The following is a 26191-nucleotide window of genomic DNA, read 5'->3' as shown; positions in this document are numbered from 1 at the left end:
CTTATAAGCTACGTCGAATTGTCTTTGTGATCCCTTTATTTCATCTGAACACCCAGGTAGTGATTACATATTTAATGTTTGTTTATCCATACTATTGATACGAAGGGAAAATTATGTTTTCGGGGAAGTGAACTGGATGGAAGGAAGTTTATATATACGCTTACGTCATCGAGTGCAGGTAAGGGAAGAGAGCACGGTCAAGCTTGGACAGCTTGCTCAAATCATAGCACCTGAAAAAAGTGTAGAAGACATAAGAAACATCCCGATCCATAAAGTGACTCCTTCTGATAAGAATATTATCGTGGTCGATGTAATGAAAGTCATTAGGGAAATTTGCAAGGAACATCCAGATTTAGATATTCAAACGATCGGGCCGACACAAAGCATCATTGAAGTGATCTATGAGAAAAAGAAAGTCTCTCTCCCATTATTCATTGGCGTTTGGTTATTATTATTCATCGGTGCAGCCCTGGCCATTATGAATTTCCATGAAGACGTAAGTATGAGAGAAGTTCATCAAAGGCTGTATCATTTTGTAACAGGAGGGGTCGACCCTCATCCATTATTGTTCCAGGTTCCTTATTCGTTTGGTTTGGGCCTTGGAATGATCTTGTTCTTCAATCATGTGTTTCGTAAAAGACTTAATGAAGAGCCGAGCCCACTAGAGGTTGAAATGTTTAACTACCAGCAGGATTTAGACCAATATGTCATCATGCACGAAAATAAAGAAAGTGAGAAGAAATTGGATGACCATTAATGTATTGATTACCGTATTTATCGGTTTTGCTGGTGGACTTGCTGTAGGCTCGGGGTTTGTCGCTTTTTTAACGGTATTGGGCATTATACCTCGGTTGACACAACTGACAAAAACAATGAAAATGATTCACTATTATGAAATGGCAGTGATTACAGGGGCCCTCTTTGGAGGATTCATCAGCCTGAATGATTATACGTTTCACCTTTCTCCATTGGTCCTGATTCCGATCGGTCTTACGAGCGGGGTGTTTATCGGGCTGTTGGCTGCTGCGTTGACGGAAGTATTGAATGTGTTTCCCATCCTGGCCAAGCGGATTGGCATAGACGGCCAGATCGTCATTCTCATCATGGCGATCGTATTCGGGAAAATATTCGGTTCATTATTTCATTGGCTCTACTTGGTTCATCAATAAATAGCAAGGGGCAGGGGTTCATATGGACAACAAAAGGAAAGTGATCCTGATTACAGACGGAGATGAATACGCCAAACGTGCCATCGAATGTGTCGCCAAAGAGTACGGTGGACGATGCATCTCAAGCTCTAAAGGGAATCCTTCTGTGCTGTCAGGACCTGAAATCGTCAAATTAATTAAAAGAGCAAAGAATGACCCTGTCTTTGTGATGTTTGATGATAGTGGATTCATAGGGGAAGGTGCTGGGGAACGTGCCCTGAAATATGTTGCAAATCATTCTGACATAGACGTTCTCGGAATCATCGCCGTGGCAAGTAAAACACGACAGGCGGAATGGACCAGAGTGGATGTATGTATTGATAAATTTGGGGATTTGACTCCTTACGGGGTGGATAAATTCGGTGTACCTGAGATGGACGTAGGCAGACTGACGGGGGATACCGTATATTGCCTGGATGAACTGGATGTCCCTGTGATTGTGGGGATTGGAGATATTGGTAAAATGGCTAAACGAGATCATTATTCACAAGGTGCGCCCATCACGAAGAAAGCAGTGGAAATCATCTTAGAAAGGAGCGGGTATCATGCCTCAAAAGACGAAAGAAACACCGATTCCTAAGGATTTAAAAGTCATAGAAGATTACATGAAGAATCACGTTGGACTGAACACAAGTTTTGATATCGGTGTGCGGAAATTGATGATTTTGAAAAAAGGGGTTCATTTTTACTATATAAATGGACTGACCGACGCATCCTATATCATTGAAATTGTAGAAGAACTTGTTGAAATCAATGACCATGAAAGGGCGACAAGCCGACTATATGACATCGTACATAATCGACTTGTCCATCAATCCGTAGAACCGGTTAAAACGATCGAAGAAGCGGTGGATGAAGTGCTCTCCGGATTAATTGCCGTCTTTGTTGAAGGATATGAAGAAGCCTTGATCGTAGATGTGCGAAGTTATCCTGGAAGGCAGCCGTCAGAGCCGGATACCGAAAAGGTGGTACGCGGTTCACGTGATGGATATGTGGAGAATATTATTGTCAACACCGCTCTGACAAGACGAAGAATCCGGGATCCAAGATTACGGTTCGAAATCTTCCGCATAGGGGAGAGATCCAAGACGGATATATCGATTGCATATATTGATGATGTGGCAAACCCGAGTTTAATCGAGGTAATAAAAAAAGAATTAAAAAGTATTAAAATCGATGGACTGACGATGGCAGATAAATCAGTAGAAGAGTTTCTGGTGAAGCAGGGGTATAACCCTTATCCATTAGTGAGATATACGGAAAGGGCGGATGTAGCGGCTACCCATTTATTAGAGGGGCATGTCTTGATTTTTGTGGATACATCCCCGAGTGTCATCATTACACCTACAACGTTTTTTCACCACCTTCAGCACGCTGAGGAATACAGGCAGTCTCCGGCGGTCGGTACATTTGTAAGATGGACACGCTTTGTTGGGGTACTTGCTTCATTATTCCTTTTGCCATTATGGTATTTGTTTGTTCTAGACCCATCGCTGCTTCCGGAAGTGATAAAGTATGTCGGTCCCCAAGAACAAACCAATATCCCTGTTATCGTGCAATTATTCATCGCTGACATGGGGGTGGAAATGTTCAGGATCGCGGCGATTCATACTCCGACCCCTCTTTCTACCGCCATGGGTTTAATCGCCGCTGTATTAATCGGGCAAATTGCCATCGATGTCGGGCTGTTTCAGCCTGAAGTAATCTTATATGTAGCTGTAGCTTCAATCGGTACGTTTGCAACTCCTAGTTATGAATTAAGTGTAGCGAATAAGATGGCAAGACTTCTCCTCCTGGTGGCAGTTGCATTCTTCCATATACCAGGGTTGATGATAGGAAGTACCCTTTTCATCCTGTATGTATCAAATATTAAATCTCTTAATACACCGTACCTTTGGCCGCTATTGCCTTTCAGTCCGAAGGCATTTATGCAGATTCTGGTCAGGAAATCGGTACCAGGGTCAAAAATTCGACCAAGCATCGTTCAACCAAGAAATAAATACAAGCAGCCTGCGAAATCTTAGAATATTGCAACAATTCCCGTTCTATGGTAAATTACGTTTAATTAGTCGTGGATGACAGAGGGGAATGAGATGTTGCATGTATCTTCATGGATCAGCAGAAATCAAAGATGGCGATTTAGTGATAGGAGGGGTGAGTACCGTAGATTTGGCAGCACAATATGGTACACCCCTTTATGTATATGACACAACTCTTGTCAGAGAGCGTGCAAGGGGCTTTAAAGAAACATTTGAATCCCTTGGGGTGAAAGCAGAAGTTGCCTACGCTAGTAAAGCATTCTCCTGCATCGCCATCTTTCAGTTAATGAAGGAAGAAGGATTGTCCCTGGACGTCGTTTCAGGAGGGGAACTGTTTACTGCCTTGAAGGCAGGGTTTCCTGCTGAACGCATTCATTTTAATGGGAACAATAAGTCGAGGGATGAACTGAAGCTCGCCATTGAACATCAGATCGGCTGTATAGTCGTCGATAATTTTCATGAATTGGAGCTTGTAAGTGAGGTATCTCTTTCTCTTGAGAAATCAACCAGGGTATTGTTAAGAGTGACACCGGGGATTGAAGCTCATACCCATGATTATATCCTTACCGGACAGGAAGATTCGAAATTCGGCTTTGATTTAACAAATGGTCAGGCTGAAAGAGCAATGAAATTGGCAATGGACGCTGCCCCCATTGAATTGTTGGGACTGCATTGCCACATTGGCTCTCAAATTTTTGAAACAACCGGTTTTATACTGGCTGCCAGGAAAATCATTGAAAAGGTGGCAGAGTGGAATTCTCAATACAGCTTTCATCCAAGGGTCCTTAATTTGGGTGGAGGGTTTGGAATTCGTTACACGAAAGACGATGATCCGATTCCACCTGCACAATATGTGAAGGAAATGATTGCTGCTGTTAAAGAAGAGGTAGAAAAATACAATCTCACGATGCCTGAAATCTGGATTGAACCGGGGCGTTCACTTGTAGGGGATGCCGGGACCAGTCTCTATACAATGGGGTCTAGGAAAGATGTGCCAGGCATCCGTAAATATGTAGCGATTGATGGGGGGATGAATGATAATATCAGACCTGCCCTGTACAAGGCCAAGTATGAAGCGATGATAGCCAATAAAGCGGACCGGATCACTGAAGAAACGGTCTCTGTTGCCGGGAAATGCTGTGAGTCCGGCGATATGTTGATATGGGATGTACCTTTGCCTCAATCAGAACCAGGAGATATTCTTGCGGTGTTCTGTACAGGAGCGTATGGGTATTCCATGGCAAATAACTATAATCGGATACCGCGCCCACCCGTCGTATTTGTCGAGAACGGAGAAACAAGATTAGCCGTACGGAGAGAAACATACGATGACTTAATCAGCCTTGATGTAACGTTTTCTTGATACAAGGGATCTAGTCTTTAAGTATATCATGCTTAAAGACTACTTTTTTTGCATTCCGAATTACATACTTTAACAAATTTCGTTTTTACTATACAATAACAATGGCATAAACGAATAGAGTTAGAAAAGGAGTCAGTCATGAAGATCAGTAATAAAGGGTTATTCTTGCTATTAATCGGTGCAGGTCTGGTGTGGGGAGTCATCTACTGGATGTTCATCGCCGGGAACTGATTGGTTTTGATTTGCTTAATAATAGTAAATTTAGTAAGATAAATAAACGTTCATATCATTAAATTTCTAGTTTTTGTCTATAATAGGAAATAAATAGATTAGACATAAAACATAACGAGGGGTTAATATGTTAATTCGGTATAAAAAGGCGTTTGAAAAGATTGCTATGGGATTATTATCTTTCATGCCAAATGAAAAGGATTTGAAGAAGCTTCAACAAACGATGAAGCAATACGAAACTGAAGAAAATTGGCAGCTCTTTTTATGGAAAGAAGAGGACATAGTAGGATTAATCGGAGTGTATAAAACAGATGGTACCTTAGAGATTCAACATATATCAGTCAACCCATCACACCGTCATGAGGGTATCGGGAAATCGATGGTCAAACACCTGAGGGAGATGCACTCAGAGCTAGAAGTGAAACCTAATTCAGAAACCGCTTCCTTTTTTGAGAAATGTGATGAAATGGATTCGTTAGAAATGAAACATGAGGAATAATGAAGAGACAGACCTCCTAACCGGAAGGTCTGTCTCTTTTTTTTCTCAAGGCATTTTCACGCTCGGCGATCACTTCAGACCTGTCTCGAAGGGAATGTCGGTGAACGAGTCCTGTATTTGACAGGTCACTTGGTGCACACCAGGTATAACCATTTTCCTTGCAAAGGTCTTGAACCTGATCTATAAGTGTATCATCAGTCAGAGGAAGGATGATACTTTGATAATGGTGACCATGGTTGATTTCATACGTAATCTCTAAAAGCTTTTCCTTCAGATCAATAGAAGCGATTCCCAGTTTCTCAAGTTCTTTTTGGTTCAGCTCGATATTATTGATAGCTTTATTGAATGTTCTAACCGCTCCTGCGAGGTTCCCTCGTCTGTAATGGTAAAAGCCGACAGCCACTTGGATCAATCCCACCCAATGAGAAGTCCTATTCTTGGGATCGGCCTCCTTCCAATATTCTTCTAATACTTCATGGCACTCAAAATAGTCACGATTTCCGTGGAAATACATCAGGAACTCGACAAAGGCTTTTGGATAAACCATAAGATCCCTCCATTGGATGTAAGGTAGTTTAAATTGTAGCACAAACCCTTATCAAAACGACAGGAAGCCCCATACATACAAAACTTTCTATTGGAGAATAGTGGTCTTTCTACTATACTATTAAGTAGCTATCAGGAAAGATGGTAATTAGAAATTTGGTGATAAAATGGAATACAATGTGAAGATTGACGCATTTGAAGGTCCCCTGGATCTATTATTGCATCTCATTAACTCGTTAGAAATCGATATATATGATATTCCTATGGCGGAGATCACGGAGCAATATATGTTATATGTACATACGATGAAAAACCTGCAACTGGATGTTGCCAGCGAATACTTAGTAATGGCGGCTACACTACTCGCCATCAAGAGTAAGATGCTTCTTCCTAAGCATGATGATGGCATGGTGAACGATGAAATTGAATTTGAAGAAGAAGATCCCCGTGATGAATTAGTGGAACGGTTGATTGAGTATCGTAAATTCAAAGAAGCGGCGATTGAGTTGAAGCACCGTGAAGAAGAGCGTGGACAAGTATATACGAAACCTCCTAGTGATCTTTCTGAGTTCAGTGAAGAGGTGGATTTGAAGAATACAGACGTACAGGTGTCTTTATATGATATGCTTGGGGCTTTTCATAAATTATTAAGAAGGAAGAAGCTTCAACGACCCGTTCAAACGAGAATCACCAGGCAGGAAATTTCCATTGAAAAGAGGATGAATGATATTCTCGAGAACCTGAGAAGTCTCAACGCACGTACATCCTTTACAAGTCTTTTCCCTTCCGATAGTAAAGAGCATCTTGTTGTGACGTTCCTTGCTGTGCTGGAATTAATGAAGCGGAAACAAATCATCGTCAATCAGGAAAAAAACTTCACGGAAATATTTGTGGAAGCAGGAGAGGAGGCAGGACTTGTTGAACAGTATTAATTGGAAAGGAATCCTGGAAAGCCTTTTATTTGCAGCCGGTGATGAGGGACTTTCTCTGAAACAGGTCTGTTCCGTATTGGAAATTGAAGAACAGGAAGCAATGGATGTCCTTGAAGAATTAAAGAATGATTACGAAAAGGATGATGACAGAGGCATTTACATCATTGAAATAGCAGGTACCTTTCAACTGGTGACGAAGAAAACCAATGCTGATTTCTTGAAAAAACTGGTAGAGTCACCAAATGTAAGCTTCCTTTCCCAGGCGGCTCTTGAAACACTTGCGATCATTTCGTATAAACAACCAATCACAAGGATGGAAATTGAACAAATAAGAGGTGTGAAGACCGAGAGACCGATTCAGACCCTTATGTCAAAAGGGCTTGTCAAGGAAGTGGGCAGGGCGGAGGGAACTGGCCGTGCTTACTTATTTGGCACAACGAAAGAATTCCTCGACTATTTTGGTCTGAAAAGTATCGAAGAGCTTCCCCCTCTCCCTGAAAGTATCCAAGACGAATTCGCGCAGGATGAAGCCGATCTATTCTTTGAAAAATTTCAGGAAACGATGGAAACGAACGAATAAGAACATAATCAACGAACAGGCAGGACTACTTGAGACAGAAAAAAAGTCCTGCCTGTTTTATCGAGATTAAATTCTGAACATTCGCAATTATGTCCTGTTGATGAGATGGAGGGGAATATGTGAACGAGTTCTTAATGAAAAGCCGGGTTCAGGAAATCCATAACTTTCTTGAAGATGTAATTACTCAATTTGAAGGGTATTTAAATGGTGTAACCATTAACATGCTGTTGCAAGAAAGGCCAGGAGATAAAGTATACTACGAAGGTCTTTTTTCCAATTTGAGAAGATTGGTGGTCTATTGTGAAGACGGTCTTGATTCCTGTACGACCCTGTTACAACTGGAGCCATACAAGAAGGATCTTGCCGAGAAGGCCCTTTGTAAAATCTATCATAAATGTATCGTTGAATATTACTCTCCCCGCTATAATCTCTGGTTTGAAGATCTTCGTACCACTTTCCCGGAAGGCAGCGCCATTCGATTCAGGCAGGAGCCTCCCCGCTGCCTTGCTGCATTGTTGCGACATGTGGAAGGGGACTTTCATGGGACGAGAGAGAATCTAGCTGAGTTTGTGAGCCAATGCCGGCAACATCATGCATGATTAGGATACAAATAGGAATGCTACACACAGTCCATCAGGATGACTGTGTGTTTTTTTATAACTCTCTTGATACTAAACAGCAGGGTATCGGTTTCTGGTGACATGGCCATCTGCTCATAAGATTTCACTCATATTACCCCTTGTCCTGCATAAACTTGTACAAACACGTTAGATTTAAAGGAGTAGATGGGTGTGAATCGAAAAAGAGCGAAATTTTACATATATTTTTTTCTGATATTCACATTATTATTTGTAACGGTATCCAATGACGTTCAGGCAGCACCTTCTGTCAGTTCCCAAAGAGCGATCTTAATGGATCAGGAAACAGGGAGGATCCTATACGAAAAGGATGCCCATACTCAAAGCCGAATAGCAAGCATCACGAAAATCATGACAGCGATCCTTGCCGTTGAGTCTGGAAAGATGGATCAGGAGGTGACTGTTTCTTCAAATGCAGCAGGTACGGAAGGTTCCTCCCTTTACTTAAAGGCGGGGGAAAAAATCAAACTCGAGGACCTGGTGTACGGGTTGATGCTGAGATCCGGGAATGATGCTGCGGTGGCTATCGCAGAATTTGTAGGAGGAAGCCTCGACGGATTCGTGTATATGATGAATGAAAAAGCAAACGAGATCGGGATGGAAAATACGCATTTCTCTAATCCCCACGGCCTTGATGATCATAAGGATCACTATTCCACTGCGTATGATATGGCCATTCTGACAAGGTATTCTATGGAAAACGGGGAATACAAGGAAATTGCTGGGACAAAAGTACACACAGCACCTAATCCTGAAGAGAAATGGGACCGGAAATGGAAGAATAAAAATAGATTATTGACTGAATTGTATAAACATAGTACGGGCGGGAAGACGGGGTATACGAAACTGGCAAAAAGAACACTTGTGTCCACTGCTTCAAAGGATGGAGAGAACCTGATTGCCGTGACCCTCAACGGTCCCGATGACTGGAATGATCATATCGGTATGTTTGAATACGGATTTAAGAACTATGATTATAAAATTGCCCTGGAAAAAGGAAAGATCGAAAAAATGGACGACAAAGTATATAAGGGCCATGCCTACTTAAAAAGGGAATCCATATTGACGCTGACAGATGAGGAAGTGAAAGAGGTAAAGGTCGAGTATAAAATGTTGAAGCCGAAGAAGGAATGGTTAAAGAATCAGGATGTGCCTGAGGTGGTTGGAAAGGCCATCGTGTATTTAGGTAACGAGAAAGTAGATACTCTTCCCATTTATTATGAAGCTTCAAGTGAAGAGAAGAAAGAAAAGAGCTGGTGGAAATTCTGGGCTTACTCATTCGAGTCCATCATAGGGGTAAAAGACAATGGTTAACTTAATATGGGTGGGCATGACGATCATTGGATTGGTATTCGCGGTCATTAACGGGAAAATGGCAGAAGTGAACGAAGCCATCTTCACCTCTGCGAATGAAGCCGTCACTCTCTGTATTGGCCTGGTCAGTGTCTTAGTGTTTTGGTTGGGCGTTATGAGGATCGCACAGGAAGCAGGGTTACTGGATAAACTGGCAAAGATGTTCAGGCCTTTTGTGACGAGACTATTTCCGGAAGTACCTGAAAATCATCCTGCAATGGGATACATCCTTTCTAATATGATGGCCAATATGTTTGGACTGGGAAATGCCGCAACTCCACTAGGCATCAAGGCCATGGAACAATTAAAAAGCTTGAACGGTGGCAGGGATGTCGCAAGCAGGTCGATGATTACGTTCTTGGCGATCAATACGTCAAGCATTACGATCATTCCAACCACGGTGATTGCGATCCGTATGAAATATGATTCAGCTTCTCCCACTGAAATTGTAGGACCGACTCTGATTGCTACTATGTTATCCACCATAGGTGCGATATTGATCGATCGTTATTTTCATTATAGGCGTACCCGTCGAGAGGTGAAGTAGATGCAATGGATATCCACAATCTCATTATGGCTGATCCCCATCATGATTGGGTTTATACTAATCTATGGGACTATCAAAAAGGTACCCACGTATGAAGTTTTCGTTGATGGAGGAAAAGAAGGGATCAAAATCGCCGTTTCCATCATTCCCTTCCTCATCGGTATGCTTGTGGCCATCACAATCTTTCGTGAATCGGGTGCCCTTGAATTTTTTGTGGGTCTTATAAGACCCGCACTGCTTGCCCTTGGGATTCCTCCGGAAATCGTCCCCCTGGCCATCATCAGGCCAATATCAGGAACAGCTGCCCTTGGCATGATGAGTGACATTATCGCAACATACGGCCCGGACTCGTTTATTGGCAGATTGGCTTCGACCTTACAGGGTAGTACAGATACAACTCTTTACGTATTAACGGTGTACTTTGGTGCAGTCGGAATCCGAAAAATGGGCGATGCCCTAAAAGTCGGTCTGCTGGCAGACCTTGTAGGAATTGCTGCCGCCATTTTCATCGTCACCATCATGTTCTAACGGGATAGCGTTACTTGAATAAAAGATAAAATGGCATAAAGAAATCGGCCAATGAGGTCGATTTTTCTTTATGCCTTTCTATTTTGCCTGGATTGTGTAATAATTCATGAAGACAAATGTATTGAAATTTAAATGAGGTGAAAGACCGTGGAACGATTACAAAAGGTTATTGCTCACAGTGGAGTGGCATCTCGACGTAAAGCAGAGCAATTAATTATAGAAGGCAAAGTGAAGGTCAATGGAAAAGTAGTGAAGGAGCTTGGGACAAAGGTTTCGGGTTCGGACCGGGTTGAAGTGTCGGGAATTCAAATTGAACGAGAAAACAAAGTATATTATATGCTATATAAACCAAGAGGAGTCATTTCCGCTGTCACCGATGATAAAGATCGTCAGGTCGTGACTGATTTCTTCCCGGAAATCGAGGAAAGGATCTACCCTGTAGGCAGACTGGATTATGAAACTTCAGGCATCCTGCTGTTAACGAACGATGGAGATTTCGCCAATGCTCTTATGCACCCAAGCAATGAGATCGAAAAAACATACGTAGCAAGATTAAAAGGAATTCCACCGAAATTTAAGATCCGTGAGCTTGAAAAAGGGATTAAGCTGGAAGACGGGATGACCGCTCCAGCCAAAGTGAAAGTCCTGAGCATTGATAAAAAGCAGGGGAAATCGATTGTTGAAATTACCATCCATGAAGGAAGAAACCGTCAAGTCCGCCGGATGTTCGAAGCCCTTGGATACCCGGTACAAAAACTAAAGAGGGAACGATACGCATTCCTCACACTTCACGGTTTAAATGCAGGAGAAGGCAGAGAGCTGACACCACATGAGGTGAAGCAGTTGAGAACACTGGCTGAAACTGGAAGCATTCATTAACGATTGACATGGAAAGTGTCACATATCCTTCATATAATTTACATTAATGTGAATCTGATAAATGATATAATGAGGAAGGAATTTTACCCTGAAATCATGGGATATTTCTCTGCTTATTATGAGGATATGAAACAGTACATTATGGCAGGGACTGGAATCATAAGTGAACCCTTATGACTTCAGGCCCTTTGCTACTGTAAAGAGAGAAAAAACTTCTCCATTCTTGAGAACGATTTCAATATGGGAGGCACACGTAAATGAATAAGAAAAAACGCAGATTACTCATCCGGGCCATCATTCTCATTGTGCTGACTTCTGCAGTTGCATATACGCTTTATGCAAACTTCACAAAGGATGAAAGAGGAATGTTAAAGGCAGGAGACAAGGCACCTGACTTTGTTCTCACGGATATGGAAGGGAATACACATCGCCTATCCGACTATAAGGGACAAGGTGTCTTCTTGAACTTCTGGGGAACATGGTGCAAACCGTGCGAAAGAGAAATGCCCTATATGAATAATCAGTATAAGAAATATCAGGACCAAGGCGTACAGATCTTAGCTGTCAATGTGGGTGAATCCAATTTCTTGATTAATCGATTCGTCTCAAAACACGGGTTGGAGTTCCCTATAATAGTAGATAAAGAAGAGGAAGTGCAGAATGCATACGGGATCGATCCACTTCCAACAACGTTCCTGATCAACCCTCAAGGGGAAATCGAGAAGATCATAACAGGTACGATGACAGAAAACGATATCATCGAAGATTTAGAGAGCATCAAGCCGTAAGGCAGTTTAACTTGAATTAAGGAGTTTTAACATGAAAGAGATCAAATGTGTATGCGGTCATGTGAATCCAAACGGTACCGTTCTCTGTGAATCTTGTGGAAGAGCTTTAACAGAAGAAGCAAAGAATGAGAAACTCCATGACATGCGTTATGAGGGAAGTGCCCGACGTTCCCAAACGTATAACAAATCGATTGTAGATAAGATATGGAACTTTTTCTCTTCTGTGAAGGTTGGGGTGTGGCTGATTGTTGTCACACTGGTGGCTTCAGCAGTTGGAACGATATTACCTCAGGAACAGTATATTCCAAATGGTCAGCCTGCTGATGAATACTATAAGGATGTTTATGGTTTCTTCGGAGACTTGTACTATACGGTAGGTTTCCATGACCTTTATAGCTCTTGGTGGTACCTGCTTTTAATCGCATCCATCGGGGTTTCCCTCGTCATTTGTAGCTTGGACCGAGTGATCCCCCTATACCGCGCGTTGAAGAATCAACGTGTTACAAGACATCTGGGCTTTCTTGAACGCCAAAGGATATACGGCAAAACAGAAATGATAGAGTATAAGGAACCTGTCAACAAAATAAAAGAAAAGTTGACCAAGAAAAAGTATAAGATCCGTGAAGAGGATGGAAATATCCTTGCAGAGAAGAATCGCTTCTCCAGATGGGGTCCATATGTAAATCATATAGGTCTAATCATCTTCCTTTTCGGAGGGATGCTGCGATTTGTTCCGGGGATGTACATCGACGAAACGGTTTGGATTCGTGAAGGCGAAACGAGAGCCGTACCTGGTACGGACCAGGAATACTACTTAGAAAACAAAGAATTCACACTTGAGACATACGATAAAGACAAAGATAAAGAAGTGTTTGGTGAAGCGATTGACAAAAACGGAACCATCGCTAAAAATTTCCAATCTGATGTAATCCTCTATAAAGAATCAGGGGATCGTGTTCCGGGCCAGAAGGCAAAACGTACAAAAGAGCAGGAAGAATCCATTAAAGTAAACCAGCCTCTTAAATTCGGCCATTTTGCCGTGTATCAGACAAGTTATAAATTGGATGAATTCAAATCAATGTCCTTTACCCTTGACAATAAAAAGTCGGGGGAAAGCTTCGGGGAATTCACCGTCGATTTATTCGATCCTCAGGATTCATATGAATTTGAAGATGGATATAAGGCAGAGTTGATGGGATATTATCCGGATTTTTCAGGTTTTAATGAGCAGGGGGAACCTCAAACAAAATCCCCACTACCAAATAATCCGGCTTTCCTGTTTAAGTTATTTTCACCTGAAAAGCCTGAAGGTGAAATCAGTTTTGTAGGGATTCGAAAAAACCTCGAGCCACTTGGGGAAAATGACTATAAACTGTCATTTGCAGGTGTTGGGACGAGAGATGTATCCGCCCTGACCGTGCATAAAGATCTGACTCTCTGGATATTGGCTCTCGGAGGCGCGATCTTCATGATCGGTGTCATACAAGGTGCCTATTGGCATCACAGAAGAATCTGGATTAGACGGAGTGAGGATGGAGTCATCGTGGCCGGTCATACGAATAAAAACTGGCACGGCTTGAAAAATGAAATCAGCTATGTGCTGGAGGGTACCGGAATCAACGAGCCCGACGACCAACAACAAAAAGACGAAGTGAGGAGGAATGAGGATGTCAACGACAACAATGGCTGAATGGAGCAGTAATTTACTCTATGTATCCTTTATCATGTATTTAATTGCTACACTATTTTTTGGCGGGAGTATCCGTCAAAAGAATACAACGGAAACAAACCAGAAGAAATGGGGATGGATTGGGATTGTCTTAACCCTGATCGGATTTGCCTCACAGTTGGGATACTTCTTTCTTAGATGGGGAGCATCCGGTCATGCACCTGTAAGTAATTTATTTGAATTTACGACGTTTTTCGGAATGATGCTTGTTGGGGCATTCATCATTCTTTACTTTATGTACAAGACAACGATACTTGGTGTCATTGCTCTGCCATTCGCCTTGTTGGTCATTGCCTACGCGAGCATGTTTCCTAAAGATATCAGCCCGCTCATCCCAGCCCTTCAAAGTGATTGGTTGAAGATCCATGTCACAACTGTATCAGCAGGAGAAGCGATTCTTTCCATCAGCTTTGTGGCGGGACTTATCTACTTATTAAAATCCGTTCAGCATACAAAGGGGAGCAAGCAATCTTTCTGGCTCGAAACCGTGATGTATTCACTGGTGGTCGTTTTAGGGTTTGTTGTCGCATCAACAGCCTTTACTCTGGGGAATTACGAAGCGGATTTCCAATATGTGAATCAACAGGGTGAAGAAGCTGTTGCGGAATACACACTCCCTGCACTTGTAGGACCGAATGAAGGTCAATTATTAACAGACGGTGTGATGGAGCCGGTTGTCGAAATGCCTGCCCTTATAAATGCCAAAAAATTAAACACAGTCATTTGGTCATTTACGATCGGTACTGTAATTTATCTAATTCTACGTTTGATCTTCAGAAAACGTATAGCAGCTAAGATGCAGCCCCTTGTCAAGAATGTGAATCTTGATCTGATGGACGAAATCGGATACCGCTCCGTCTTGATCGGTTTTCCAGTCTTTACACTTGGCGGACTCATCTTTGCCATGATATGGGCACAAATTGCCTGGACCCGCTTCTGGGGATGGGACCCCAAAGAGGTATGGGCATTGATTACATTTCTATTCTATGCAGCTTTTCTTCACCTTCGCCTGTCAAAAGGATGGCATGGTGAAAAATCAGCATGGTTAGCCGTGGTGGGGGTTGCGATCATCCTATTCAATCTTGTGGCCGTTAACCTTATCATTGCGGGATTACACTCATATGCTTAAAGGATCGTAATGAATGGGAAGGAGCTGATGATCACGAGAATTACATTCTCTTTGAGTCAGCTTCTTTTTTCATATAAAATATAGGATAATATGGTTAAATATACAAAGGGGGATGAACCCATGGAGGAAAATATCCGGATTTTAGTCGTAGATGATGAAGATCGGATCCGCAGACTGTTAAAAATGTATCTGGAAAGAGAAAATTATGTCATTGATGAAGCTGAAAATGGAGAAATAGCGTTAGAAATGGCTCTGGCACAAAATTATGACTGTATCCTTTTGGATATTATGATGCCAGGTATGGACGGAATCGAAGTGTGTCAGCACCTTCGTGAAAGTAAGGCGACCCCCGTCATCATGCTTACTGCGAAGGGTGAAGAAGTGAATAGGGTACAAGGGTTCGAAGTCGGGACCGATGACTATATTGTGAAGCCATTTTCCCCCCGCGAAGTCGTCCTGAGGGTGAAAGCTTTATTAAGACGGTCTACGAAATCCAGTTTCATCCAAAGTGATACAAAAGCTAAGGATCTTATCGTGTATCCGCATCTAACAATTGACAATGACGCACACCGTGTGACAGCGGATGGAATCGATGTCAATTTGACCCCTAAAGAATATGAACTTTTATATTTTCTTGCAAAAGCACCGGATAAAGTATTTGACCGTGAGCATCTTCTCAAGGAAGTTTGGCATTATGAATTTTTCGGTGATCTGAGAACGGTCGATACCCATGTGAAACGTTTAAGGGAAAAGCTGAATAAAGTTTCTGAAATGGCAGCCAAAATGATCGTGACCGTTTGGGGAGTTGGCTATAAATTCGAGGTAACAAATGAATGAGGCTTTGGCGTAGTGTAGTTGGGAAACTGTGGCTAACCATCCTGCTGCTGGTTTCATTTGTATTATTTATTCTGACCATTCTATTACTTGAATTCTTTCAGAATTACCATGTGGATGTAGTGGAGAAAGAATTGACCCATACGGCAGAGAAAGTGGCAAGAGTCATCGAGAATCATAATGATCTAACCCTTGGGATGGAATTAGGGAAGGAAATCATTGATGAACCGGTGAATATCATCATATCATTGGATCAAAATGAATCCCTGTATTCACAGGACTCGACCGCCTTTCAGAAGAAAGTTCACGATTATATTTCTAAGGATAAGCAGCTTCAATCGGTCAAAATGAAAGGCATCACGAGCAAAAAAGAGGTTGAACTGTCGAAGGAGTCGTCCAATCGATATGAGAATGTCATCATTGTCGGCACGCCCCTTCATATTAACGGAAAAGATGGAGCCGTTTACCTCTATCAGTCACTTGGGGTAATAAAGGATACAACTAGACAGACCACCAAGCTGATCCTGCTTGCAGCAGGCATCGCTATCATTCTGACGACCATCTTTGCATTCTTCCTGTCCACCCGTATCACTGCACCACTCAGGAAAATGAGAGAGGCCGCATTTGAAGTGGCTAAAGGAAAGTTCGATACCAAGGTGCCGATCCTGACGAAGGATGAAATCGGAGAACTCGCCACTGGCTTCAATCAGATGGGAAGACAATTAAAGTTTCACATCAACGCACTCAGTCAGGAGAAAGAACAGCTCTCATCCATTCTAAGCAGTATGGCAGATGGGGTCATCACCTTTAATCGGGACGGCACCATTCTGATCACCAATCCTCCTGCAGATCGTTTCTTGCAGCATTGGTATTATGAGCAAAGTGAAGAGGCGATCCCGACGACTGTAAGAGAATTATTGCAAAGCGTAGTTGTAACCGAGATGGAACAAACAGGTGAACTGAGTCTGCAGGGACGTTCCTATGTGGTGATCGTCAGCCCACTCTATAACAACAACACCATCAGGGGAGCCGTTGCGGTGGTTCGAGATATGACAGAAGAACGACGATTGGATAAACTTCGGAAGGACTTTATCGCAAACGTCTCGCATGAACTGCGTACACCTATTTCCATGCTTCAAGGATATAGTGAAGCAATCGTGGATGATATAGCAGGTTCGGAAGAAGAAAAGAAAGAAATTGCCCGTATCATCTATGATGAATCTCTTCGAATGGGGAGGCTGGTGAACGATCTTCTCGATCTTGCCCGGATGGAGGCTGGACATATCACGTTGAATAAAGACGTGATAGCGGTCATGCCTTTCACGGAAAGAGTGACAAACAAGTTTATCGGTTTGGCTAAGGAAAAAAAAGTTTCCATATACTTTGAAAGTGACGTAGAAATCAAGAAGGAAATCTATATGGACCCGGATCGGATTGAACAAGTATTAACCAATCTCATTGATAATGCATTGAGACATACACCGACAGGAGGGGAAGTGACGGTTTCCCTGACAGAGAAGAAAGGCGGTTACCTGTTTCATGTAAGAGACACGGGTTCTGGGATTCCTGAGGAAGATCTTCCTTTCGTGTTCGAACGTTTCTATAAAGCTGACAAAGCCAGAACAAGAGGAAAGTCCGGAACAGGTCTCGGTCTTGCGATTGCAAAGAATATCATTGAATCCCATAAAGGGCATATACAAGTGCAAAGCAAAGTCGATCAAGGGACAGCCTTCACTTTCTTTCTTCCTATTTAGCCAAAAATCGATGGAATCCATAGAAATATGGCGATTTTTCTTGTTACATGGGAAACATTCTTTATTTTTTATCGGATTGTAAAAGGATGTTGAAAAAAAGAATAATCTGGCCAACAGGGTGATTTTACTCTGTTGGCCTTTTTCATGGGGAAGCCTGTTCAATATAGGTCTTTCCTTTTCACCCAAAAAATACTATATTGATAGTGTGTAACTTTTTTACAGATAATACGACTAATAATTTGACGGGGAGGTAATAGAATGGACTCCGTTTTTGAGAAGTTATATTCTTCCTATCATCAGGATGTATTCCAATTCCTTATATATATGGTACAGAACAAGCAGCAGGCTGAAGATTTAGTTCAGGAAGTTTATATTCGGGTGCTTAAATCTCATGAAAATTTTGAAGGGAAAAGCTCCGAGAAAACCTGGCTTTTTTCCATTGCGAAAAATGTAGCCATTGATCATTTCAGAAAACAGAAAAACTGGAGAAATCGTATTCTGGATAAATTCGATTGGAGTCGAAATGAAGTAACAGATGATGGGGCTCTTCCCGAAGAAATCGCCGTCGCTAATGAGGAGATCCAAGTTTTATATGAATGCTTAAAGCATTGCTCAACAGATTTTCGAATGGTGATCATCATGCGGTATTTACAGGAACTTTCAATCATCGAAACCTCAGAAGTGCTTGGATGGTCAGAAAGTAAAGTTAAGACGACCCAGCATAGGGCGATCAAATGGTTACGAATTGAAATGAATCAACGGCTCCCAAAGGAGGAAAGAGACATTGAACCAGTCAGAATGGAAAGATCGTGATATTGAGGATCTTGTCAGAAAGCTCCCTCACATCAAGGATGATCGAAGCTCTCAATCTATCCACGCACGAATGGAAAGGCAAAAAAAGAAAAATCAACTATCATTTAAACGATTTACTCCTGCAGTTGCAACACTTGCTGCCATCTTTATCCTATTTCTGCTTGCTCCTGCCGTTTTAAATCAATTTAGCGAGCAAAGTATGGAAAAGTCCGAATCTGGTATGGCTGATACTTCAGGAAGCACAGAGGAAAAAATCGAGATCTCAACAAAAATGAAAGAACCTGAAGTTTCCGATAAAGAAGAAAAAGCAGCCGTGGCAGAAAACGGTTTAGAGGAACAGGAAAGTTTGACTGTAGCCGAGGACCTCGAAGAACCTAAAGAAAGGCTCTCTCTATATGAAGAGGACTTGAATGGGAAGGAGTTTTATTCCTTTGGACTTGTCTCTCTGGATGCAGTACCGATACCCGTTTCGATCGTAGATGAACAGACAGACGAAGACTGGTTATCACGACATGAGCAACTTGCGGAGAAGCTGCCGGAAACCGATTGGGGACTGGAGGACTACCTTCCATTAGATGGGGAATTTTCGTTGGACAGGAACAAAGTGGTCTTCACACTTGATGCGGATCATTCGTACAGCGGCAGCAGTGCAGTAGAATACGCTTTTTATCATTCCTTACAATATTCATTCCAACATAAAGGAATAGAAGAGGTTGTATTGAAAAACCCTGATGGTACTGTCCCTCAGTTCAGTTCCACTGGAGAATTCTCAAAGGTCGATCTGAACGAAGAAGGTCATACGGCATACTATCTGTATTCTCCAAATGGAAGGGACCGCTTCCTGGTGCCCGATAATATAAACAGAGGGGGCATCAAAGAATCCTTGGAAGCAATGAAAAATGCAGAGACTGGCCTCTTTCAGAGTGTGATCCCCAAAGATATTAACTTCAGTGTGACAGAAGGAGATCAATGGGTGACGATCAGCTTCTTAAACGAATTGGATTTGGACACATTTGATGAACAAACCGCCTTGGAGTTGATTGAAGGAATACTCCTGACAAGCAGAAGTTCTGGGTTTAAACAAGCCAGGTTTGACAATATCAAACAGGAAAGCTGGAACGGTTTCGACTTCAATGAACCTATCAAGACACCAATCAGTCCAAATAAAAAAAGCTTAGTCAATTGAATAGAGAGCAAAAGACCAGTAGCGGACACGGATCCGTTACCGGTCTTTTCTTTTTTTTCTTTGATATTTAGAATATTTACACGCTACATAGCCAAACTACCCAATGGAAAATGATTTCAGAATGGTTTTTCCGTGGGGTGCATGTAATATGCGTAAAAAGGTTAGAATGGTCTAATACATAGAAGTCGAGGTACGTCTGTCATAAGAATTGAGGAGGACAAGGATGATTTCCCATTGTGCAAAAAGGCTTTTCATCGTTTGGGTGCTATGTGTGAGCGTGATGCTCTTATCGGGACATGTGTCTGAAGCTGAGGAGGATAAGGTGTCTGAGGAAACCGTATCCTGGACATTTCCCGTAGAAGGGATGATCACAGACTCATATGGAACAAGGTCGGGTTCTCATAAGGGAATGGACATCGGAGGGGAGCTGGGGTCTCCCGTTTATTCTGTTGCGAAAGGGATAGTGATCAGATCGTATCTTTCTGAAAGCTATGGTCACGTTGTATTCGTCAGACACGAAAACGGATATGAAACAGTATATGCCCATCTTAAAAGCAGGAAGGTACACGAAAATCAGGAAGTAGAACAAGGTGAACAGCTTGGACTCTTAGGAAATACGGGAAGGTCGACAGGGGCTCATCTTCATTTTGAAATACATAGGGGAGAGTGGACGTTCGATAAAGAAAATGCCATTGATCCCTATCGTGTATTTGGAAACGGTGAAGTCGGTCAGCTCGTATTTGCGAAAGAGAAGGACCCTTATCAGACGGTTGGGGTAGCTGGCACACCTGAAGGAAATATGTCCCGGGACACAAAACATGAAGTGATGCATATCGTTCATAAAGGAGAAACTCTCTGGGGGATATCTCAAACGTACGAGGTATCAGTTGAAGATATTTTGAAGGAAAATGCATTAAAGAGTACTGAACTGGTAATCAATCAGCTATTAAGAATACCTGCCTCTTTACCAAGTGACCAGTATGAAGTAAAAAAGGGAGACACATTATATTCCATCTCTATGGCACATGGCATAGATGTAGAGGAATTAGCCGACAGAAATGGTCTGGACATGCAATCAGCTATTTTCCCTGAGCAGGTATTAATAGTGCAATGATCCAATCGAATCCCCGGCAAAAAGGCGATGTATGACATATAGTTCGAATTCGAACTGTTTTTCTTCACATTATCCCAAACATTATGTATAATGAAATGGAATAAAAAAATAAAGATTCGTCTTCGGGGCAGGGTGAAATTCCCTACCGGCGGTGATGAAACAATTTGTTTCTAAGCCCGCGAGCCTTTTGGGGCAGGATTTGGTGAGATTCCAAAGCCGACAGTATAGTCTGGATGGGAGAAGATGAAGGTTTATGCCAGAACGTTTAGAAAATGGGAAGCTAAACGTCTATTAAGGTATGCCTTTCATTCTCCTAGATATTGATATCTAGGGGTTTTTTAATGCTACCTTTGGCTTGGGCCGTCTTCGAAATGAGATGAATCTCCTAAAGGAGAGAGAGTTATGAAAAAAATGAATACGCGCATGTTTGTCACAGTAGGTATGTTAAGTGCCATTTCTTATGTGTTAATGTTGTTCAACTTCCCAATACCACCATTTCCAAAGTTCTTAATGGTTGATTTCAGTGATGTTCCTGCTTTAATCGCGACGCTCACACTGGGTCCACTTGCGGGAATATTAGTAGAATTATTCAAAAACGTGATAGACTACGTTTTGACAGGAAGCGATACTGGTGTACCGATTGGCCATGCAGCCAATTTTATGGCGGGAATCCTATTGATTCTTCCTACTTATTATATCTATTCACGTTTTCAATCCAAAAAAGGTCTGTTGATCGGTTTAATCACAGGAACAGTTGTGATGAGTGTCAGCATGGGGATCCTGAATTACATTGTGTTCCTTCCTGCTTATAAATACTTTATGAATTTCGAGCTTCCTGCCGAAATCATCATTACAGGTATTGTTCCATTCAACATTCTGAAGGGGATTCTGGTAACATCGGTCTTCGTCTTACTGTTTGTCCGCCTACAAGGCTGGTTATCAAGACAAATAGCCTTTAACAAAGCGGCATAGTGATCATATAAAATGACCCACCTTAAGGAAATTTAAGGTGGGTTTTTATTTGCCTTATAAAGAGTATGAAAAAAGGCTAAAGAGAAACGTTCTCTTTAGCCTTCAAACATGCTATTCAAATTTCAGTGCGTCTCCGTCGAAAGGTTCTTCAGATATTTTAATGGAATCTGTCGGGCAACCTTCGAATGCATCGACCATATCATCTTCCAATACGTCAGGCACTTCAACGGTTCCCTGGTTATCATCTAATGTTACGAATGCAATACCTTCATCATCATAATCATAAATGTCTGGAGCTGCAGCCCCACATGCTCCACATGCGATGCATGTGTCCTTGTCAACGATCGTATATTTTGGCAAAGAAAAAACCTCCCGGATAAATAATTCTATATAATTCATCATTATACACAATGTCCAATGGTGAAAAATCACTTAATGTTTATTTTATAGAGGATTGAATGACTTTTCAATAGTTAGGTGCTCTCTTTTTATTTTTATCCTATATAAGTAAAACAAAACATGGTTAAAAGTTAAATTCGTGGTACAATATTTGACAATAACCTACATAATAAGGAGTAGAGAATTGACCTATTTTAATTATGTGATTCTTTATTGTTTTTGGCAAATTAAAGGAGAGCGATCCATTTACTCTGTGTTCCATATCTTAAATGGGAAGAAATCTTCCCAGTCAATCCAGGATGCACATATCTTTCACTTACAGCCATTTTTCCTTTCTCTACCCAAGTTGAAACGTACATATTTCAACCAGAAGGTAAGGGAACTGGAGAAATCAGAGTACATCACCCATGGGGAAAATGATGTTGCCCTCGTAACAGAATTGGGATCAGCAGCCGTGTTAGAATATTTTCGTGGTGACCGGTTTCCGTCGGATATGAACGGGCTGATATATGGCGATCAAACCCGTCTGTTCTGGATGAGGTTGAGCCTTCTTGTACAGGTGCTTTCCAATGGGCAACGGCAGGAGAGCCTGTATTTTCCGGTTCAAAGGAACAGGGAAGTACAAGATTGGGTAAAGAATTGTATAAGGACCCACCCTGATAGGGAAAATCTCTCCTCAATTCTTTATAAAGAGCTTACCCATATTCTGAATATCCAGAAGGGAGATCCATCCTTACTTGTCAATCGCTTAACAGGATATAAGGACTATGGGTGGACAGAATTGCAGGTGGCAGAGATGTTGGGAATGAATAAAGAAGAATTCCGCTTCAGGTTTCTGAACCTCCTGCACGCGATGTTAACGGAAATAGAAAGGGACCCTTCAGTATACCCTTTATTATATTCCATCAGTTTGAGAAATGATCATCGAAACAACCTTACCATTTCGACAAGTAAGACCTACGACTTGTACAAGAGAGGCCATTCCCTTGAAGAGATTTCACGGATTCGTAAATTGAAGCAGAATACCATTGAAGATCATGTCATCGAATTGATACTCACACAAGAAGATTTTCCAATAGAACCGTTCATTACCCGGGAAGAGTATGTGAAAGTTCTTCAAGTGATGCAAGAAGAAAAGACGAAAAGACTTAAGACCATTAAAGAAAAGCTCCCTCAATTGACCTATTTTCAAATCCGGGCGGCAATTGCGAAGGCAGGTGAAACACGTGAATCTACAACAAGAGCTTAAAGACAGATTCGGTTATTCATCTTTCAGGAATGGACAGGAAGATATCATCCGTACTGTTTTAAATCAAAAGGACACGGTAGCCATGCTCCCTACTGGAACCGGGAAGTCATTGTGCTATCAATTGCCAGGATACTTGATGAATGGGCATGTGTTGATTATTTCACCTTTACTCTCTTTAATGCAGGATCAAGTGGAGCAGATGAAAGTGATGGGAGAGAAGCGGGTCATAGCCCTCAATTCATTTTTACCCTTTGTGGAAAGAAAAGCCGCATTGGAACAATTACAACTTTATAAATTTATATTCATTTCTCCTGAAATGGTCATGAATCCAGTCGTGATTTCCTCCCTTCAAGCATTGGATCTATCACTATACGTAATCGATGAAGCCCATTGTATATCTCAATGGGGACCAGATTTCAGACCGGATTATCTTAAGCTGGGAGAGTTGAAGGAGAAGCTTGGAAATCCAACCACTTTGGCCTTAACAGCAACGGCCACCGAAGATGTGAGGAGAGATATTAAACAAGTTCTTCAAATGGATCTTGCTGCTGAAATGGTTTATTCCGTCGATCGGGAAAACATCGGATTATTTGTTGAAAAGGTATCTGGTCATAATGATAAGCTGAGTACGTTATTGGATTATGTGAAAACGTGGGGTGGACCTGGAATTGTCTACTTCTCAAGCAAACGAATGGCAGAGGAGGTTGCCCACTGGCTTTCAGAGAAAGGTGTGTCAGGAGTTGCCCATTATCACGGAGGCATGGAGCAGGAGGATCGGATTCTCATTCAGCAGCAATTCCTTTCGGGGAAGTTGAGAATGATCTGTGCAACCTCTGCGTTTGGAATGGGTGTGAATAAAGAGGATATCCGTTTCGTTATTCACTTTCACTTTCCTTCAAGTATAGAATCGTTCTTACAGGAAATTGGGAGGGCTGGACGTGATGGAAAGAGTAGTGTTTCAGTCGTGTTATACTCTGAGCAGGATCTATCTTTGCCTTTACAGCTCATTCAAAGTGAGTTACCAGAAGATCGACAAATTCTTGGATTCATAGAAGAGAACAGAAAGGGACAATCAAAGGACCTCATCGAACAGTTGCAGTTGACCGAAGTGCAGCATCGATTTCTGACATATTATACGGAAGAGTTGACCGGTGGTCGGATAGATGACCGAGATAGATTACTAGAAAAAGTGAAACAAATCCGTAACAATCGATTACAATACAAGAAGGAAAAGCTTAGCACCATGATTCATTGGCTACAGGATGATATATGCAGAAGGCAGACTCTTCTCCGATATTTTGATGAGTCGTCAGGTGTCGAGAACCCATTCTGCTGTGATATATGCGGCGATTCACCCAGTGATTTCAAGAGTGAGTTTTTCATGCAGAGCTCACAGGACCCAGTGGGGACAGATTGGGAGAAAAGGTTAGAAAAATTATTATTAGGATAAGTGGTAACGATGCAGAAACAAGGGGAAATCATTCAACAGCTTTCAAAGAAGCAATTAACATTTCATTTGTATTTTACTCAATTTTTACTATTAACGATTGCCTGCGGATTAGGTATATTTTTATTTGATACATGGTCGGAATTCCGACAGCAATTTCACCTTACCCCATCCACCATGACAATCGGCATGATGAGTGGTCTTTTGATTGTCATGGTCGATATTTTGTTAATGAGGGTGTTACCGGCTAAGTTTTACGATGATGGCGGGGTGAATGCCAGGATTTTTACGAATAGAAGCATGTGGGAGATAGCGCTTCTAGCTTTCTTTATCAGTGTGAGCGAAGAAATATTATTCAGAGGAGTGATTCAGTTTCATTTCGGACTGATCATTTCCAGTGTTATTTTCGCACTCGTTCATTTCAGGTATTGGGCTCACTGGTTTCTTATCATTAATATTGTACTGCTCAGCTTTTGGATCGGTTTCATTTATGAATTCACAGATAATTTATTGGTTACAATCATCATGCACTTTGTCATCGATTTTCTGCTTGGATTACATATGCGTAAAATGGGTAGACAAAGTAGTAAAGAAGGGATGTCACATGAGTAAAGACCCATATCGAGATCAGGCAGCGAAACTGAAGAAAAAAATCGAACGAGTCCCTGAAGAACGCCCTGCCAAAAAAAGAGAGCCGCTCCCTCCAAGGAGTGAGCTTCATAGAGAAAAACAAAAAAAGAACAAATGGAAATTGAAATATCCCTTAATCAGTATGTTGCTCTTATTATTTATTTTATTGCCATTGACCGTTTTTAGTATTTACTCATATTTAGATAACAGGAATGGTCCCCTTGTGGTCTTGTCAGAAGATGCCGATGATGTAGTGGAAGTTCGATATGACCAACCTGAGGCGGAGAATGAAGGAAAGGAAGAAACTAAGGTCTCTGAAGAGGATGAAGTCGAGGTACCTGAAACAGCTCAGAAGGATGAACCATCAGAGGAGCAGTCCGATTCATCTGGTAAGAATCAGCCATCCTCTGCTCCAGCCAACACAACCAAAGAGGAAAAGCCCAAGGAAGAGATAAAGGAAGAGCCTAAAGAAGAAGTAAAGGAAGAAACAAAAGTCAAGGTTGTCTATCATACGGTTAAGGCGCAGGAAACACTATACCGTATAGCCATGAATTACTATAAGTCCCCTTCAGGTGTTGAGCGCATCAAAGAATGGAATAAGATACAGGATAATGACATTCAAACAGGACAAGTATTAGAAATTCCTTTAGATCAATAAAAGCACCCGTCCCCCGTTATTCTAGGGGGACGGGTGCTTATTTGATTATTTACATTTCTTTGCAGCAAATTTCAATAAAATTTACATTGATTTATCAGAGCCATTACAAACCGGAAATATAATGAAGGTGAACATTCCAGCACAAG

Annotated in this window: 28 protein-coding genes and 1 riboswitch; of the genes, 26 read left to right on the top strand and 2 right to left on the bottom strand. The window is 41.8% G+C overall.

The genetic code is table 11. The features are described from left to right. The first annotated feature begins 136 nt into the window (after positions 1-136). The 6 genes from ACIGG7_RS05505 to ACIGG7_RS05480 all read left to right on the top strand — a co-directional run bounded on the left by ACIGG7_RS05505 (position 137) and on the right by ACIGG7_RS05480 (position 5340). A complete protein-coding gene (locus ACIGG7_RS05505; RefSeq protein WP_224940317.1) occupies positions 137-757 on the top strand; it encodes a stage V sporulation protein AA in 621 nt (206 codons plus the stop codon). Further along, complete coding sequence (locus ACIGG7_RS05500) at positions 747-1169, top strand: stage V sporulation protein AB (protein ID WP_224940318.1); 423 nt, start codon at positions 747-749, stop codon at positions 1167-1169. The genes ACIGG7_RS05505 and ACIGG7_RS05500 overlap by 11 nt, the downstream gene beginning before the upstream one ends. A gap of 22 nt (positions 1170-1191) precedes the next feature. Then, positions 1192-1788 carry a stage V sporulation protein SpoVABEA gene (spoVAEA, locus tag ACIGG7_RS05495; RefSeq protein WP_224940319.1) on the top strand — a complete coding sequence of 199 codons (597 nt, stop codon included), beginning with the start codon at positions 1192-1194 and terminating at the stop codon, positions 1786-1788. Beyond that, entirely contained in the window at positions 1754-3232 is a 1479-nt protein-coding gene (locus tag ACIGG7_RS05490) for a spore germination protein (protein WP_224940320.1), read from the top strand. The genes spoVAEA and ACIGG7_RS05490 overlap by 35 nt, the downstream gene beginning before the upstream one ends. 76 nt (positions 3233-3308) lie before the next feature. Continuing rightward, entirely contained in the window at positions 3309-4610 is a 1302-nt protein-coding gene (gene lysA, locus ACIGG7_RS05485; protein ID WP_397549115.1) for a diaminopimelate decarboxylase, read from the top strand. 358 nt (positions 4611-4968) lie between these two features. Continuing rightward, positions 4969-5340 carry a GNAT family N-acetyltransferase gene (locus ACIGG7_RS05480; RefSeq protein WP_224940322.1) on the top strand — a complete coding sequence of 124 codons (372 nt, stop codon included), beginning with the start codon at positions 4969-4971 and terminating at the stop codon, positions 5338-5340. 16 nt (positions 5341-5356) lie between these two features. Here the strand turns inward: ACIGG7_RS05480 and ACIGG7_RS05475 are convergent, their stop codons facing one another. Then, positions 5357-5887 (bottom strand): DUF309 domain-containing protein, encoded by a 531-nt coding sequence (locus tag ACIGG7_RS05475; RefSeq protein ID WP_224940323.1) that lies wholly within the window; start codon positions 5885-5887, stop codon positions 5357-5359. A gap of 166 nt (positions 5888-6053) precedes the next feature. On the opposite strand from ACIGG7_RS05475, the gene ACIGG7_RS05470 reads away from it, so the two are divergent. The 16 genes from ACIGG7_RS05470 (at position 6054) to ACIGG7_RS05395 (ending at position 21662) form a co-directional block, all read left to right on the top strand. Further along, positions 6054-6818 carry a segregation/condensation protein A gene (locus ACIGG7_RS05470; RefSeq protein WP_224940324.1) on the top strand — a complete coding sequence of 255 codons (765 nt, stop codon included), beginning with the start codon at positions 6054-6056 and terminating at the stop codon, positions 6816-6818. Continuing rightward, entirely contained in the window at positions 6805-7398 is a 594-nt protein-coding gene (scpB, locus tag ACIGG7_RS05465) for an SMC-Scp complex subunit ScpB (protein WP_224940325.1), read from the top strand. Before ACIGG7_RS05470 ends, scpB begins: the two co-directional genes overlap by 14 nt. Positions 7399-7517: 119 nt before the next feature. After that, complete coding sequence (locus ACIGG7_RS05460) at positions 7518-7997, top strand: DUF3907 family protein (protein ID WP_224940326.1); 480 nt, start codon at positions 7518-7520, stop codon at positions 7995-7997. A gap of 192 nt (positions 7998-8189) precedes the next feature. After that, the gene (locus tag ACIGG7_RS05455; RefSeq protein ID WP_397549114.1) at positions 8190-9350 is read left to right on the top strand and encodes a D-alanyl-D-alanine carboxypeptidase family protein; all 1161 of its coding nucleotides are present in this window, start codon (positions 8190-8192) and stop codon (positions 9348-9350) included. Beyond that, positions 9343-9936 carry a nucleoside recognition domain-containing protein gene (locus ACIGG7_RS05450; protein ID WP_224940328.1) on the top strand — a complete coding sequence of 198 codons (594 nt, stop codon included), beginning with the start codon at positions 9343-9345 and terminating at the stop codon, positions 9934-9936. Before ACIGG7_RS05455 ends, ACIGG7_RS05450 begins: the two co-directional genes overlap by 8 nt. Continuing rightward, positions 9937-10464, top strand: coding sequence for a spore maturation protein (locus tag ACIGG7_RS05445; protein ID WP_224940329.1), 528 nt, complete (start codon positions 9937-9939; stop codon positions 10462-10464). It begins immediately after the preceding gene. Between the two features lie 147 nt (positions 10465-10611). Continuing rightward, positions 10612-11343 (top strand): pseudouridine synthase, encoded by a 732-nt coding sequence (locus tag ACIGG7_RS05440; RefSeq protein WP_224940330.1) that lies wholly within the window; start codon positions 10612-10614, stop codon positions 11341-11343. Positions 11344-11600: 257 nt separating this feature from the next. Beyond that, positions 11601-12131, top strand: coding sequence for a thiol-disulfide oxidoreductase ResA (gene resA / locus ACIGG7_RS05435; protein WP_397549113.1), 531 nt, complete (start codon positions 11601-11603; stop codon positions 12129-12131). Between the two features lie 31 nt (positions 12132-12162). Continuing rightward, entirely contained in the window at positions 12163-13821 is a 1659-nt protein-coding gene (gene resB, locus ACIGG7_RS05430; protein ID WP_397549112.1) for a cytochrome c biogenesis protein ResB, read from the top strand. Beyond that, a complete protein-coding gene (gene ccsB, locus ACIGG7_RS05425; protein ID WP_224941298.1) occupies positions 13814-14989 on the top strand; it encodes a c-type cytochrome biogenesis protein CcsB in 1176 nt (391 codons plus the stop codon). The genes resB and ccsB overlap by 8 nt, the downstream gene beginning before the upstream one ends. A gap of 120 nt (positions 14990-15109) precedes the next feature. After that, positions 15110-15826, top strand: a complete 717-nt coding sequence (locus ACIGG7_RS05420; RefSeq protein ID WP_224940333.1) for a response regulator transcription factor — start codon at positions 15110-15112, stop codon at positions 15824-15826. Then, a complete protein-coding gene (locus ACIGG7_RS05415) occupies positions 15823-17577 on the top strand; it encodes an ATP-binding protein (protein ID WP_224940334.1) in 1755 nt (584 codons plus the stop codon). Before ACIGG7_RS05420 ends, ACIGG7_RS05415 begins: the two co-directional genes overlap by 4 nt. Before the next feature lie 258 nt (positions 17578-17835). Next, positions 17836-18390 (top strand): RNA polymerase sigma factor SigX, encoded by a 555-nt coding sequence (gene sigX, locus ACIGG7_RS05410; protein WP_224940335.1) that lies wholly within the window; start codon positions 17836-17838, stop codon positions 18388-18390. After that, on the top strand, positions 18362-19576 hold the full coding sequence (locus ACIGG7_RS05405) for a hypothetical protein (protein WP_397549111.1): 1215 nt from the start codon (positions 18362-18364) through the stop codon (positions 19574-19576). Before sigX ends, ACIGG7_RS05405 begins: the two co-directional genes overlap by 29 nt. A 223-nt stretch (positions 19577-19799) precedes the next feature. After that, positions 19800-20690, top strand: a complete 891-nt coding sequence (locus ACIGG7_RS05400; protein WP_224940337.1) for a peptidoglycan DD-metalloendopeptidase family protein — start codon at positions 19800-19802, stop codon at positions 20688-20690. A 114-nt stretch (positions 20691-20804) separates the two neighbouring features. Further along, positions 20805-20939: riboswitch (FMN riboswitch) on the top strand. Positions 20940-21092: 153 nt separating this feature from the next. Next, on the top strand, positions 21093-21662 hold the full coding sequence (locus tag ACIGG7_RS05395) for an ECF transporter S component (protein ID WP_224940338.1): 570 nt from the start codon (positions 21093-21095) through the stop codon (positions 21660-21662). A gap of 111 nt (positions 21663-21773) precedes the next feature. On the opposite strand, the gene ACIGG7_RS05390 is transcribed toward ACIGG7_RS05395, so the two are convergent. After that, the gene (locus tag ACIGG7_RS05390; RefSeq protein WP_138775684.1) at positions 21774-22022 is read right to left on the bottom strand and encodes a ferredoxin; all 249 of its coding nucleotides are present in this window, start codon (positions 22020-22022) and stop codon (positions 21774-21776) included. Between the two features lie 223 nt (positions 22023-22245). On the opposite strand from ACIGG7_RS05390, the gene ACIGG7_RS05385 reads away from it, so the two are divergent. Genes ACIGG7_RS05385 through ACIGG7_RS05370 form a run of 4 tightly spaced genes read left to right on the top strand, consistent with a single transcriptional unit; the run spans position 22246 to position 26045 of the window. After that, positions 22246-23310 (top strand): YpbB family protein, encoded by a 1065-nt coding sequence (locus tag ACIGG7_RS05385; protein WP_224940339.1) that lies wholly within the window; start codon positions 22246-22248, stop codon positions 23308-23310. Next, entirely contained in the window at positions 23288-24760 is a 1473-nt protein-coding gene (locus tag ACIGG7_RS05380; protein WP_224940340.1) for a RecQ family ATP-dependent DNA helicase, read from the top strand. Before ACIGG7_RS05385 ends, ACIGG7_RS05380 begins: the two co-directional genes overlap by 23 nt. A gap of 9 nt (positions 24761-24769) precedes the next feature. Further along, positions 24770-25369, top strand: a complete 600-nt coding sequence (locus ACIGG7_RS05375; RefSeq protein ID WP_224940341.1) for a CPBP family intramembrane glutamic endopeptidase — start codon at positions 24770-24772, stop codon at positions 25367-25369. Continuing rightward, the gene (locus tag ACIGG7_RS05370) at positions 25362-26045 is read left to right on the top strand and encodes a LysM peptidoglycan-binding domain-containing protein (RefSeq protein WP_224940342.1); all 684 of its coding nucleotides are present in this window, start codon (positions 25362-25364) and stop codon (positions 26043-26045) included. Before ACIGG7_RS05375 ends, ACIGG7_RS05370 begins: the two co-directional genes overlap by 8 nt. The last annotated feature ends 146 nt before the right edge of the window (positions 26046-26191 follow it).

Source organism: Rossellomorea sp. NPDC077527, assembly GCF_044542955.1.
Taxonomy (GTDB): Bacteria; Bacillota; Bacilli; order Bacillales; family Bacillaceae_B; genus Rossellomorea; species Rossellomorea aquimaris_E.
Note: the sequence above shows the minus strand (reverse complement) of the source record. Positions and strands in the feature narration are given on the sequence as shown.